Here is a 14,533-nt window from a genome sequence, read left to right as displayed (position 1 = left end):
GCATGAATCGTATCCATGATGTTCTCCTTTTAAACTGACCTACTCAGTATAGAAGGGGGTGTCCATTTCATTATTTTGTTACCATGGCGCGGATTTGGTCGACCAGTGCCGTTTTTCATGGAGTAAAGCGGATTTAATGTCGATGTCTAGGATGAATGTTTAAGGTGTCATTATGTTGTATTCCGTTCTCAATTTGGCGGTGTTTGTGGTGTTGTTGGTGGTGTTGTTTCGTCAACAAAAATCAGAAAAATCCTTGTCTGTACGTGTGTTTACCGGTTTGGGTTTAGGGGTCTTGTTCGGTGCGTCTTTGCAGTTCATTTATGGCGTGGGTAGTGGTCCAATTACTGACACACTTGAGTATGTGAACATTGTTGGCTCTGGTTACGTCAGCTTGCTGAAGATGATCATTATGCCGCTGATTCTGGTGTCAATTATTGGCGCCATCGTCAAGGTAAAAGACACGGGCTCTTTGGGTAAGATGTCTGGTTCCATCATTGGTATTTTGCTGGCCACCACGGCGGTATCGGCTTTGATCGGTGTGTTTGTGAGCAACCTTTTCGGTTTGTCTGCTGACGGCATCGTACAGGGCGCTCGTGAAATGGCTCGTGGTGAAGCCTTGGAGACACGTTTAGATGGTTTAGCCAATGTGTCTTTTGCAGATATGATTCGTTCTTTCTTCCCTGGTAATCCTTTTGCGGATCTAGCCGGTAGTCGTCCAACGTCGACCATTGCGGTAGTGATCTTTGCCGCCTTTATTGGTGTGGCAGGCGTGAAAGTAGCGAAAACTCAGCCGGAAATCGGTGAGATTTTCGAGCGCTTTGTCGACGTATCACAAGCCATTGTTCGTACATTGGTGCGCATGGTATTGAGCTTAACGCCTTACGGTATTTTGGCGCTGATGACCAAGGTGGTTGCGGGCTCTAATGTGTCTGACATTTTGACTTTGTTGAACTTCGTTGTTGCGTCTTATGTTGGTTTGGCGCTGATCTTGGTGATGCATCTATGTCTGTTGGCGTTTAATGGCATTTCACCATTGCGCTATTTGAAGAAGGTGTCTCCTGTGCTTTTGTTTGCCTTCACGTCGCGTTCTAGTGCCGGTACGATTCCACTGAATATTGAAACGCAGACGAAGAGTTTGGGGAACGGTGATGGTGAAGCGAACTTCTCCGCTTCGTTTGGTGCGACCATGGGACAAAATGGCTGTGCTGGTTTGTACCCTGCTATGTTGGCGGTGATGATTGCGCCAACGATTGGGATCAATCCATTGGATCCTTCTTTCATCTTGTCTTTGGTGGCCATTGTCACCATTAGCTCATTTGGTATTGCAGGTATTGGTGGCGGTGCGACCTTTGCCGCTCTAATCGTGTTGTCTGCATTAGATATGCCAGTGGCACTAGCGGGTTTGTTGATTTCGATTGAGCCTTTGATTGATATGGGACGAACGGCGGTTAATGTGAATGGGGCAATGACGTCGGGAACGATTACGTCTAAGTGGCTGGGGCATACTGATGGCGAGACGTTTGCCAGTGATAATGAAGCCAGTGGCGAGTTGAAAAACGGCTAACGACGAGTGTTATCACGAAAAAAACCACCCTAGGGTGGTTTTTTTGTGCGTACTGATTAATTAATGCAGCGCTTGCTTATCTATGATTGGCTCGCATTGGGCTTGTTTACACCGCCGTTCGGTTTGCGGTTGCGTCTGGCTGGTGCCAATGGTTTGCTACGTAGCCCTTGTCCCTGAGTGACATCGGCTTTTGGTGCCGGCTTTTTCACCTTGTTGTTACTGTTGCCTGATCTGGCTGGTGTCTTATTGGCCTTAGGCTTCTTTGGCTTCTTAGGTTTGATTGGACGTGTATCCAGTGTGGTGTCTGGCAACATGTGGGTTGGGAAAAAGTCGTCCACGTAGCGACGTTCAATCAGCTTTTGAGTGAGACGTTCGATGGCTTTAAGTTGATCCAATTCGTCCGCTGATACCAAAGAAATAGCTTGTCCTGTGGCATTGGCTCGACCTGTTCGGCCGATACGGTGAACATAGTCTTCTGCCACGTCAGGTAAATCAAAGTTCACCACGTGTGGTAGTTCTTCAATATCAATGCCGCGTGCAGCAATGTCGGTTGCCACGAGAATGCGAATGCGACCTTCTTTAAAGTCGGCAAGAGCACGAGTTCTGGCCCCTTGGCTTTTATTGCCATGAATGGCGCTGGCGCGTATGCCCGCGGCTTCCAGCTGTTTGGTGATTTTGTTGGCACCGTGTTTGGTTCGTGAAAACACCAGAGCTTGTTGCCATTGACCGTCAGCAATAAGATCAATCAGTAAATCAATTTTCTGTTTCTTATCGACTGGGTGCAGCCATTGTTCGACAGATTTGGCGGTGGCATTGCGTGGTGTGACTGAAATTTCTACTGGGTTGTTTACTAGGCCTTTGGCTAGGTCACGAATCTCTGGCGAGAAGGTCGCTGAAAATAAAAGGTTCTGACGTTTCTTCGGCAAAATAGCCAAGACTTTTTTGATGTCGTGGATAAAGCCCATGTCGAGCATGCGGTCGGCTTCGTCGAGAATCAACACTTCCAGTTGGTCGAATTTCAGCGCCTTTTGGTTGTATAGATCTAATAAGCGACCTGGTGTGGCGATCAGTACATCCGCGCCGCGACGCAGCGCCATCATCTGTGGGTTGATTTTGACACCACCAAACACCACGGTCGATTTTAGCGGTAAATGCTGACCGTAGTTTTTCACGCTTTCAGCCACTTGAGCCGCTAGTTCACGAGTCGGAGTTAATACTAAGGCGCGAACTTGATTGCTTTTTGCTAATGGTCCTGCGCTTAGCTTTTCAAGAAGCGGCAGTGTGAAACCGGCGGTTTTACCGGTACCTGTTTGTGCCGCTGCCATAACATCCTGACCTTCGAGAACGGCTGGGATGGCTTGCGCTTGAATCGGTGAAGGCTCTGTATAACCTTGTTCTTCAATGGCTTTAAGAATAGGGGCGGACAGACCCAGTTTGGTGAAACTCATAGATGTACTCGTGTAATGACAAAGGCAGGTGTACAGATTGACTGTACAAGATTTGCGCGAAGCTTACCCTATATTCTTCTATGTCGCCATTAAAGATGACGTAAGTCGCTTTTTTTTAACCTTAAATTCGCTACCATGATGAACAGAAGTGACCTCATTGGTCGAGAGCTAAAGGGACAACGAGATTGAATCAAGTAAAGCGAGTAGTGATTGCTGGTGCCGGAATCGGCGGACTAACGGCGGCCTTAGCCTTGGCTAAGCAAGGTATTCAGGTGGTGATGTGTGAGCAGTCTTCCCAATTGGGCGAAGTTGGCGCAGGTCTGCAAATAAGCCCGAATGCCAGTAGGGTGTTAATTAAATTGGGTTTAGCTGACGCATTAACATCAAAAGTATTTGAGCCAGCTTATGCCAGTATTCGAGACTATCGTTCAGGAGAATATTATTTGCGAGCGCCGCTGGGCAAAGAAGCGGAGTTCCGCTACCGCGCACCTTATTGGCATTTGCATCGTGCAGATTTGCATGCTGTGTTGGTCGAGGCTTGTCGGTCAGCGGGAGTGCAAATTCAGTTAAATGCTGAGGTGTCTGGTTATCAGCAAGAGCAGGATAAAGTGGTGTTGCAGCTTACTGATGGGCAATCGGTTAGTGGGGATCTGTTAATCGGTGCGGATGGTATTCGCTCGGCCGTTCGGACTCAGTTACTGGGGCCAGAAAAGCCAAGCTTTATGGGGCAGGTAGCGTGGCGTGGGGTGATCTCAGTAGACGATTTGGCAACGAAAATTGCGCCTGAAGCTTGTGTCTGGGCGGGGCCTGGCAAACATCTGGTGACTTATTATTTACGGGGTGGTCGGGACGTTAATTTTGTTGCCGTCGAGGAACGGTCTGATTGGCGTTCTGAGTCCTGGCGAGAAGAGGGCGATATTCAGCAATTACGTCGAGCCTTTGCAGATTGGCATCCACAGGTAACAGGATTGTTGGAAGCCGCGAAAAGTAGCTTTTTGTGGTCACTGAACGGACGTGCTGAGCTGCCGACGTGGCAGGATAAGCGAGTGGTGCTGTTGGGAGACGCTTGTCATCCTATGTTGCCTTTTATGGCGCAAGGGGCGGCCATGTCAATTGAAGACGCTTATGTATTGGCTGATCAGTTAAGTCAGTATGATGTTCCTAAAGCACTAATGAATTATGAAGCCATTCGTAAACCTCGGGCCACTAAAATCCAACAAATGTCTGCGGCCAATGCTGGTTTGTATCACATGCATGGTGGTGTATTAGGTAAAGCCAAACTCAAAGCCATGCAACTGGCTACGTCTATTGCGCCGAAGATTGTGCAGTCAAAATTGGACTTTGTTTATGGTCATGATGTGATCGGCTAGGATCTTCGTCACGGTCGAAATGTTATTAAAATATGTAAGAAAAAAGTCAATTTGATTGTTTTTTGCTCTATCCATTTAATTTGATCTCTAATCATTTATGGTTAAAAAGAGTGTACCAACTTGCTTTGCTGCACTCTTTTTAAATCAAATGCGAAGGGATAGTGTCATATGATTGTGCTCTCAGTGTTATTTTTTCTGCTTGGCATCGCGCTCATGGTAGGCGGTGGTTGGCTGCTGTCGCTCGGTGGGAGTCTTTATTATTTATTGGCGGGTGTAGCGTTACTCGCCGTATCTTTTACTTTGCGTCGCTCCCACAAGTTAGCAAATGGATTGTATGCCGTTTTGCTCATAGGGACCTTGGCTTGGGCTCTGCAGGAGTCAGGGTTAAGCTGGTGGCCATTAGCCACGCGTATGGGACTATTGCTGGTTCTGGCTATTCCTTTGTTTTTGGTGGCTTGGTTTAAATCAGGCAAAGGTGGCAGAGTGTTGTTCAGTGTTTGGTTAGCGACTGCTTTGGTGACCATTTCGCCTTTGTTTATGACCTCGCCAACGACAGTAGAAGGGCAATTGACCCGTTCTGTGACCTTGCCAGAAGCTAAGCTTGGTGATGTCAAACGAGCTGAGTGGCAAGCTTATGGACGCAGTAATTTAGGTCAGCGTTTCTCTCCTTTGGATCAAATCACCCCAGATAATGTTGAGCAATTGCAACTGGCTTGGCAATATCAAACTGGTGATAAGAAAGGCCCACAAGATGTGGGCGAAACCACTTATGAAGCGACACCGTTAAAACTCGGTAATGCTTTGTATATCTGTACGCCGCATAACTGGCTGGTGGCGTTGGATGCCGACACTGGCGAAGAGTTGTGGGTGTACGACGCTAAGGTACCAGCAGACAGTCAGCGTCAGCATCAAACCTGCCGAGGTGTCTCTTATTTGCCTGCCAGCGATGGCAAACCTTTACCTGACGTGAAGAAGGCCTCGCAACCGGCAGAAACGCTTGCTGCTATGCAGTGCGATGCTCAACTGTACTTGCCGACTTCCGATGCGCGTTTAGTGGCGCTTGATCCGACGACGGGCGCGCGTTGTGCCAATTTTGCCGAGCAAGGTGAGTTGGATCTAATGCATAACATGCCGTTTAAACAGTCAGGCTATTACTACTCTACGTCACCGCCATTAGTCGCTGGTGGGGTGGTGATTGTGGCCGGATCGGTCAATGACAATTATGACATCAACTCGCCTTCTGGTGTGATTCGTGCCTACGATGTGAAAAGTGGCGAGTTAAAATGGAATTGGGATTCAGGCCATCCTAAAGAAACATCCCCCATCGCTGACGATGAAACCTATGCCACCAGTTCGCCGAACAGTTGGTCAATCGCCAGTGCCGATGAAGAATTGGGTTTGGCGTATTTTCCAATGGGTAACCGTACGCCAGATCAATTAGGTATGTATCGCTCTCCAGCGGAAGAGAAGTACGCTACGTCAGTGGTGGCTTTGAGTCTTGAAACGGGTCAAGTCGAGTGGGTGCAGCAGTTTGTCCATCATGACCTTTGGGACATGGACACACCAGCACAGCCTTCGTTGTTGGATCTGCAAACGGATTCTGGAATACAGCCAGTATTGGTGGTTCCAACCAAACAAGGCGATGTGTATGTGTTAAACCGTGCCACTGGTGAGCCGATTTTTCCAATAACAGAGGAGCCAGCACCACAGGGCGCTATTTTGGGAGATCATACCGCTCCAACTCAGCCAACATCGGCGTTGTCATTCAAGCCTGAAGGCTTAACGGAAGCCGATATGTGGGGGGCGACCTTATTAGACCAGATGATGTGCCGTATTGAATTTAAGCAATTGCGTTATGAAGGACGTTATACCCCCCCTTCTGAGCAAGGTTCGATTATTTATCCCGGTAACTTTGGGGTGTTTAATTGGGGCGGTATTGCGGTGGACCCAAAACGCCAGCAGATGTTTGGTATGCCGTTGTATTTGGCATTTACGTCAAGATTGGTGCCGAAAGAAGGCGTGGATTTGAGCCAAGCCAATAAGGGCGAACAGGGTGTTAACTCCAATGAGGGCGCGAATTACGCCGTGGAACTCAAACCATTCTTGTCGCCAATGGGTGTGCCTTGTCAGCAACCACCTTGGGGGTATGTGGCCGGGGTGGATTTACAAACAGGTCAGACGGCTTGGCAGCATAAAAACGGCACAATTGAAGACATGACGCCATTTAAATTGCCGATCAAAATGGGAGTGCCGGGCATTGGTGGCCCCATTATCACTGAAGGTGGTGTGGTCTTTATGGCGGCAACGGTCGATGATTATCTGCGTGCCTATGATATGTCGAATGGCGAGGAATTGTGGAAAGCACGCTTACCAGCGGGTGGTCAAGCCACTCCTATGACGTATCTCAATAGCCAAGGAGAGCAGATGGTGGTGCAAGTGGCGGGTGGTCATGGTTCCATTGGTACGACTATCGGCGATTACGTGGTGGCGTACAAACTGAAAAAGTAGCCGCTTTTAGTCATTAGTACTAAAAATCTATGCTCAGTGAAAATAGCTCAACTTAGGTTGAGCTATTTTATATAGCTAAATCGAATATTTTTTGTTTCAATCTGCTTGTTTTGTTATAACGAATTCTGCCAATCACATGGCAATTTGTTATTGGCGCACAGAATGGCTTTTCACTATTATGTGCCACCTTATTTAAAGACCAAAAGTCTTGTGACCTAATTAATCTGGAATTCAACAGACGATATGACTTCTAAATCTCCTTTGGCGTTACTGCCACTCATTCTTTTTCTTGTGCTTTTTGTTGGCAGTGGCTTGTGGTATCAATCCCAAGACGTTGACTTCGCTTTCTATCAAATTTCTGCACCGGTAGCGATTTTGCCGGCGATTGCCTTGGCCATTCTGTTGGCGAAAGGGCATTTTAATCAGCGAATTGAAACCTTCATCAATGGGGTGGGTGATAACACCATCATCACCATGATTCTGATCTATCTACTGGCTGGTGCCTTTGCGAGTGTGGCAAAGAGCGTTGGTGGTGTGGATGCGACAGTAAACTTTGGCTTAAGCGTGATACCGGCCTCTTTGCTTTTGCCTGGATTGTTTGTGATTACGGCGTTTGTTGCGACTTCTATGGGCACCTCAATGGGTACTATTGCTGCCATTGCTCCCATTGCAATTGGTGTGTCAGAAGCGGCCGACCTACCACTGTTACTCACCGTCGGTACGGTCATTGGTGGTGCTATGTTCGGTGATAACTTATCGATCATTTCCGATACCACGATTGCCGCGACACGAACTCAAGGTTGTGACATGCGCGATAAATTCCGCATGAACTTCAAAATTGCTTTGCCTGCTGCCATCATCACCTTGGTTTGGCTGTTTTTCCAAAGCTCCAATGCGCAAATTGCCGATATTGGCGACTATGAGCTGATCCGTATTTTGCCTTATGTTGCGGTATTAGGGTTAGCGGTTGCGGGTGTTAATGTGATCTTAGTTTTGTTCAGTGGCATTGTTTTGGCTGGTGGTATTGGTTTGTTCATGCAAGCTGACTACACCGTAGCGACTTGGTCTAAAGATATTTATGCTGGCTATACTGGTATGCAGGAAATATTGATCTTGTCTTTGTTGATTGGTGGTTTGGCCGCGTTGATGAAGTCACAAGGTGGTCTTGATTGGTTGGTTGGTGCCATTGAGCGTATTAGCCGTTTGTTTGGTGCCAAACAAGGTTCAACCCGCGCAGGCGAGTTGAGTATCAGTGCTTCAGTCGCTCTAACTAATTTGTGTACCGCCAACAACACGGTGTCGATCCTGATTAACGGCTCGGTTGCAAAAAACATAGCAGAGCGTTACAACGTTGACCCCAAACGCAGTGCGAGTTTGTTGGATATTTTCTCGTGTGTGGCGCAAGGTGTTTTACCTTACGGTGCGCAAATCCTTTTAGCTTCCTCATTAGCTAAAGTGTCACCACTGGCACTGGTTGGCTATGTGCAGTACTCTTGGTTGCTTGCAGCGGTAGCCTTGTTGTCGATCCTATTTGGTTGGCCGAAAGCGAAAGTTTAGTCTTTTGGGACACGCTTAATGTTATGACACAAAGGAATGGCTGAGTTCATTTCTTTGTGGATAGAACCGATTATGAAAAGCCTGAATGCCTGATGATAGGGATTCAGGCTTTTTACGTCATTGCACATTACTGGGTATAAGGACATCACTTGAAACACACCAGTCATCTCAAAGCCGAATTGATTTTAGTTTTAGTCACTATTATTGCCGCTCTTGGTTGGATTTTTTCGAAAGAAGCCTTGATCGGATTACCTCCTTTATTTTTCATGGGAGTACGCTTTTTAGTGGCTGGGTTTGTACTGTTTCTTGTTGGGCAGAAGTTTTTTCGTGGCATGAGTTGGCAGGGGATTCGTCAAGCCTGTTTGGTTGGCGTTTTGTTTGGTATCACCATGATGTTTTGGGTAACTGGACTGGATCAGGGTTCCAACTTGGGAGTCGGTGCCTTTATCACGAGTTTAGGCGTGGTGTTAGCGCCTTTGGTTGCGCGTTTTATGTTTGCGGAACGGCCACCTATGAGTATTTGGGTCGCACTGCCTTTTGCTATAGTGGGTTTAGGTTTTTTGGCCTTAAACAATGGATTTAACTTTGAAATCGCGCATTTTTATTTCTTAGGGGCGGCGTTGGGGTCAGCGTTGCAGTTAAATCTTTTGTCGCGTTTTTCCGTTAGGATGCATGTTTTGGTGCTGACTGCGATTCAGTTGTTTGCCGCTGGTGCAGTGTTGCTGGGGCTGTCATTGTTATTTGAACCTTTGCCGCACAGTATAAGCATCAGTGTGGCTGGCTGGTTTTTAGCCAGTACTTTGATTGCCAGTAGCTTACGTTTTTTGCTGCAAACTTATGGTATGAGTCTTACACCGGTGAGTCATGCGGCGGTGATTATGAACCTTGAGCCTGTATGGACCGCCATTTTTGCAGTATTTTGGTTCAATGAGATCATGAGCGCTGGGCAAGTGTTTGGCTGTGTGCTGATTTTTGTTGCCATGTTGGTTAGTAGATGGCCACAAATTCGTTCGATATTACGCCGAGTCAGAGCTGCTTAATCAGGTAGAATCTGATCAATCACTTTATTGTAGAGCTTAATCATTTCTTGGCTGAGAGGGCGTTGTTGAAATTCCCAACGAGCCAGTAAACCTTCGGTTAGAGTGACCAACATTTCAATTCTTGCCGTCGCTTCGGCTTCGCTGATGTTGGGCGATTTGTCTTGCAATAGGGCAACGGCGTGTTGTTGTAAGCGTTGCTGAGAATCCTGACATATTTCAAAGACGACAGGATTGCGAGCTGCTTCTGCTTGGATTTCGGTATGCATCACTCGAATTCTTTGAGTGTCTTCACTGTCGTCTAAAAAGTGCCGATCTAACCATTTTTCTTTATCCAGAAAAGAGGACATGAATTGTAACTTTTTCTGTGTAGACTGCTCAACTAAGGCGCGAATAATGTCATCTTTATGGGCAAAGTAGCGATAGATTTGACCAACGCTTAATTCCGCTGATTTGGCAATGTCACTCATGCTGGCTTTGTGAAAGCCTTTGGTGAGCACATGTTGTTCAGTGGCATCAATAATGCATTGTATGCGTTGGTCTTTAAGGCTGGGTTCTTTACTACTTCTCATTTATTTGCACGTTTAGGTCATGTATTTGGGATTTGGCTTAGATTATAGTTTTGTGAATGATCATTCTCAATGTTTCGAAAGGAAGTCTCCTCAATGTTGTCTAAATTTAAATATGCTTCAAGTTTATTGCTTGTTTTGTTACTTGCTGGTTGTCAGGAAGAGGCTTCTCAGTCTGAATCTGCAGCACCAAAGGCTCAAAAAGTGCCAGTCGGTGTCGTAACGATCGAACCACAAACCACAGAATTAATTGCTGAGCTACCCGGTCGAACGACATCAAGCTTGGTGGCAGAAATTCGACCACAAGTCGGTGGTATTGTTGAGAAGCGCTTCTTTGAAGAAGGGCAAGACGTTAAAACTGGCGATGTCTTATATGAGTTAGATGATTCCACTTATGTTTCCTCTTATAAACAAGCGCAAGCGGACCTAGAATCGAGTAACGCCAGTTTAAAATCAGCGCAATTAAAATATAACCGCTACAAAGAGTTGCGTAAGCAAAATAACGTTTCGCAACAAGATTTAGACGACGCTCAGGTGGCTTTTTTAGAAGCGAAAGCTAAGCAAAAAGGTTCTGAAGCAGCACTAGAATCGGCCAAAATCAACCTAGGTCATACCAAAGTTCGAGCGCCAATTGATGGTCGTATCGGCATTTCTCAAGTGACCGTTGGGGCCTTGGTGACCGGTAGCCAATCAACGGTCATGACCACCATACGTTCTTTGGATCCAATTTTCGTTGACTTAGCGCAAACCAGCTTGGATCAGTTAAAACAACGTACTTTGCTAAAGCAGGATGGCGTTGAAAAAGGCACGAACAAAGTGTCTTTGATTCTTGAAGATGGCACACAATACGAATACGAAGGGCAACTAAAAGCCCGTGAAGTCAGTGTGGATGAAAATACTGGCAGTGTGACGTTACGTGCAGAGTTTCCCAATCCAGATGATCTTTTATTGCCTGGGATGTTTGTCCGAGGCTTGATACATGAAGCCACGCACACACAGGCGTTACTAGTGCCACAGCAGGGTGTGTCTCGTGATGTGAAAGGTAATCCAATTGCCTATGTTGTGAATAAGCAAAACGTCATCGAGAAGCGTATTTTGACCGTAGAACGCGCGATTGATAATCAATGGTTGGTGTTATCTGGAATTGATGCCGGTGACAAAGTGGTGGTCGAAGGGTCTTTGAAAGTCCGTTCGGGCAGCGAAGTCATGGCCTCACCAATGGTTCGTGATGAGAAGACGGGTGAGATCATTGATAGTAAACAGGCTTCAGCAGCACAAGGGAATTAATCTATGTTAGCGCAATTTTTTATCAACCGTCCGGTGTTTGCATGGGTTATATCCATTGCAATCATGTTGGTCGGTTTGGGATCCATTAATACCTTGCCAGTTGGACAATACCCTAACGTTGCACCACCAACGGTGAGTATTTCAGCAACCTATTCTGGTGCCTCTGCGGAAACAGTAGAAAACAGTGTGACTCAAGTCCTGGAGCAACAACTTACAGGGTTAGATGGTTTATTGTACTTTTCTTCGTCAAGCAGCTCTTCAGGCCGAACGAGTATCAATGTGACCTTTGAGCAAGGGACTGATGCGGATATTGCACAGGTTCAAGTACAGAATAAAATTCAGCAAGTGACGTCCAGTCTGCCAAATTCGGTGCAACAGAATGGGGTGACCGTTGAGAAATCCAATACGGATTTCTTGTTAGTTGCCGCAATCTATGACGAAACAGACACCGATACCGCAAGCGATATTTCAGACTTTTTGGTGTCGAGTATTCAGGACCCAGTTTCCCGTGTTGATGGGATTGGTAGCATTCAGGTTTTTGGTTCGGAATATGCGATGCGTATTTGGCTTGATCCTCTGAAGCTGGCATCTTATAAGTTGATGCCGTCGGATATTTCATCTGCTATTACCGCGCAAAATACGCAAGTCGCGGCGGGTAGTCTTGGTGCTTACCCTATTGTTGATGGCCAAGAATTGAATGTGACGGTAACCGCGCAGTCTAAACTGCAAACAGCTGAACAATTTAAAAACATTATTTTGGCTTACGATGACAGTGGCGCAACCGTGCGTTTAAGTGATGTGGCAAAAGTTGAATTGGGCAGTGAGAGCTATTCTTTCATCCCTCGTTTGAATGGTCACCCTGCGTCAGGTATGGCTGTTATGCTGGCGCCTGGTGCGAATGCTTTATCCACTTCCGAGGCTGTTAAAACGTTATTGGCTGGGTTAGAAAAGAATCTGCCCGATGGTTATAAGTTATCTTTTCCTGTAGACAACACCAGTTTTATCAAAATCTCGATTGAAGAGGTGGTGAAAACCTTATTTGAAGCGATTGCACTGGTGGTCATCGTCATGTTTGTATTTCTACAGAACTGGCGCGCGACCCTAATTCCTGCGATTGCTGTACCAGTTGTATTGCTGGGTACGTTTGGGGTGTTGGAGTTGTTTGGCTTCTCGATTAATACCCTGACCATGTTTGGTATCGTGCTTTCAATTGGCTTACTGGTGGACGACGCCATCGTGGTGGTGGAAAACGTTGAACGGGTGATGGAAGAAGATAAGTTGTCACCGAAAGAAGCCACGATCAAGTCGATGAAGGAGATCACCAGTGCCTTGATTGGTATTGCGGTCGTGTTATCGGCGGTTTTCTTACCCATGGCGTTTTTCAGTGGTTCCACTGGGGTTATTTATCGTCAGTTCTCAGTCACTATTGTCGCTGCGATGACTTTGTCTGTCGTGGTGGCGCTAACATTGACTCCGGCTTTGTGTGCCACCATGCTCAAACCTAATCATCATGCGCCTAAAAAAGGCTTAGGTGGCTGGTTTAACCGTAACTTTGATCGTGCGACCAATAAATATTTTGGTGGTGTGAGTAGCATCATCAAGCGTCCGATTCGTTGGATGGTGGTTTATGGTGCCATTGTTGCCGGTTTGAGTGGTTTAATGATGAATTTGCCATCTGGTTTCTTGCCAACGGAAGATCAAGGTCGAGTGATGGTGATGGTGTCTTTACCGGAAGGAGCCTCAATGGCGCGGACGGATAAAGTGATGCGCCAAGTGGAGCAGCACTTTATGGTGGCCGAGAAGGCTAATGTAAAAGCCATCTTTACTATCTCTGGCTTTAACTTCATGGGTACGGGCCAAAATGCCGGTTTAGCCTTTATTGCACTAAAAGACTGGAGTGAGCGTGTTGGTCCTGCTAACAGTGCAGGGGCGATTGTTGGTCGTTCTTATGGGGCCTTTGCTGGTATCAAAGATGCCATGATTTTCTCATTGATCCCGCCTTCTATTCAAGGTCTAGGACAAAGTAATGGTTTCACCTTTCAATTGTTAGCGTCTGGTAATACTGACCGTGACACTTTGATGTCAATGCGAGACTCCTTGTTGCAAAATGCCAATGCTAGCCCATTATTAACAGGGGTACGTTTAGGGTCACAGTCAGAAGCGCCACAGTTACACATTGATATTGACCAAGAAAAAGCATCAGCTTTGGGCTTGTCTATGTCAGACATTAGTTCGACTCTAAGCAGTGCTTGGGCGGGCAGCTATGTGAATGACTTTGTGGATCGTGGTCGTGTTAAAACCGTCTATGTACAAGGTGAAGCGGAATATCGTTCTGCTCCAGAAGATCTGCAGCACTGGTATGTACGTGGAAATGATAACACCATGACACCTTTCTCTGCGTTTGCGGAAAGTGAGTGGACGTATGGTCCAAAAACCTTGAGTCGTTTCAATGGTTCGGCGTCTTATCAAATCGAGGGTTCTGGTGCCAATGGGGTGAGTTCGGGTGAGGCGATGGATGAATTACAGCGTTTGGCTGATAATTTGCCTGCTGGTACCACCAGTGCTTGGAGTGGTTTGTCTTACCAAGAACGTTTATCAAGTGGACAAACACTCATCTTGTACGCCATTTCCATTTTGGTTGTTTTCCTATGTTTGGCTGCACTTTATGAAAGCTGGACTGTGCCATTATCGGTGATTTTAGTGATCCCATTAGGGGTGATTGGTGCCGCTGCCGCTGCCCATTTGCGTGGTTTGGAAAACGACGTATATTTCCAGGTGGCCTTGTTAACGACCATTGGTTTGTCCTCCAAAAATGCGATCTTGATCGTTGAGTTTGCGGAAGCGGCTTACCGACGAGGGGTTAATGTGTGGGAAGCCGCTGCACAAGCCGCGCGTCTTCGTTTACGTCCAATCATTATGACGTCCATGGCGTTCATCGTGGGTACTCTGCCTTTGGCCTTGTCCAGTGGTGCTGGTGCCAACAGCCGTATTTCAATTGGTTCTGGGATCGTTGGCGGTACATTGACGGCGACAGTTTTGGCGATCTTCTTCGTGCCTCTGTTCTTCGTAATTGTACGTCGTATCTTCCCGAAACGCCCTGATGGCTTGTCCTCAACAGAGCATGATGATTAAGACATAGTCATATAAAGACGCAATAAAAAAGGAGCCGACTGGCTCCTTTTTTTGTGACAAG

9 protein-coding genes are annotated in these 14,533 nt (G+C 46.7%); 7 read left to right on the top strand and 2 right to left on the bottom strand.

Translation table 11 applies throughout. From position 1 onward, the window contains the following. Positions 1-172 precede the first annotated feature (172 nt). A complete protein-coding gene (locus ACHUFM_RS12965) occupies positions 173-1,564 on the top strand; it encodes an L-cystine transporter (RefSeq protein WP_394182639.1) in 1,392 nt (463 codons plus the stop codon). An 80-nt stretch (positions 1,565-1,644) separates the two neighbouring features. Here the strand turns inward: ACHUFM_RS12965 and ACHUFM_RS12960 are convergent, their stop codons facing one another. Next, the gene (locus ACHUFM_RS12960) at positions 1,645-3,012 is read right to left on the bottom strand and encodes a DEAD/DEAH box helicase (RefSeq protein WP_394182638.1); all 1,368 of its coding nucleotides are present in this window, start codon (positions 3,010-3,012) and stop codon (positions 1,645-1,647) included. Positions 3,013-3,197: 185 nt separating this feature from the next. Between ACHUFM_RS12960 and ACHUFM_RS12955 the strand changes: the two genes are divergently transcribed. From ACHUFM_RS12955 to ACHUFM_RS12940, 4 genes are all read left to right on the top strand, one after another. Next, positions 3,198-4,382: an FAD-dependent monooxygenase gene (locus ACHUFM_RS12955; RefSeq protein WP_394182637.1), complete on the top strand. Its 1,185-nt coding sequence runs from the start codon at positions 3,198-3,200 to the stop codon at positions 4,380-4,382. 168 nt (positions 4,383-4,550) lie between these two features. Beyond that, positions 4,551-6,890: a glucose/quinate/shikimate family membrane-bound PQQ-dependent dehydrogenase gene (locus ACHUFM_RS12950; RefSeq protein ID WP_394182636.1), complete on the top strand. Its 2,340-nt coding sequence runs from the start codon at positions 4,551-4,553 to the stop codon at positions 6,888-6,890. Between the two features lie 243 nt (positions 6,891-7,133). Next, complete coding sequence (locus tag ACHUFM_RS12945; protein ID WP_394182635.1) at positions 7,134-8,447, top strand: Na+/H+ antiporter NhaC family protein; 1,314 nt, start codon at positions 7,134-7,136, stop codon at positions 8,445-8,447. Between the two features lie 149 nt (positions 8,448-8,596). Further along, a complete protein-coding gene (locus ACHUFM_RS12940) occupies positions 8,597-9,487 on the top strand; it encodes a DMT family transporter (protein WP_394182634.1) in 891 nt (296 codons plus the stop codon). On the opposite strand, the gene ACHUFM_RS12935 is transcribed toward ACHUFM_RS12940, so the two are convergent. Next, positions 9,484-10,056 (bottom strand): TetR/AcrR family transcriptional regulator, encoded by a 573-nt coding sequence (locus ACHUFM_RS12935; protein ID WP_394182633.1) that lies wholly within the window; start codon positions 10,054-10,056, stop codon positions 9,484-9,486. The genes ACHUFM_RS12940 and ACHUFM_RS12935 overlap by 4 nt on opposite strands. A gap of 93 nt (positions 10,057-10,149) precedes the next feature. Here ACHUFM_RS12935 and ACHUFM_RS12930 point away from each other — a divergent pair, with 93 nt between their 5' ends. After that, complete coding sequence (locus ACHUFM_RS12930) at positions 10,150-11,340, top strand: efflux RND transporter periplasmic adaptor subunit (protein ID WP_394182632.1); 1,191 nt, start codon at positions 10,150-10,152, stop codon at positions 11,338-11,340. Positions 11,341-11,343: 3 nt separating this feature from the next. Next, positions 11,344-14,472, top strand: coding sequence for an efflux RND transporter permease subunit (locus ACHUFM_RS12925; protein WP_394182631.1), 3,129 nt, complete (start codon positions 11,344-11,346; stop codon positions 14,470-14,472). The last annotated feature ends 61 nt before the right edge of the window (positions 14,473-14,533 follow it).

This window comes from Marinomonas posidonica, assembly GCF_043643765.1.
Classification (GTDB): Bacteria; Pseudomonadota; Gammaproteobacteria; order Pseudomonadales; family Marinomonadaceae; genus Marinomonas; species Marinomonas posidonica_A.
This window is presented reverse-complemented; position numbering and strand designations above follow the sequence as displayed.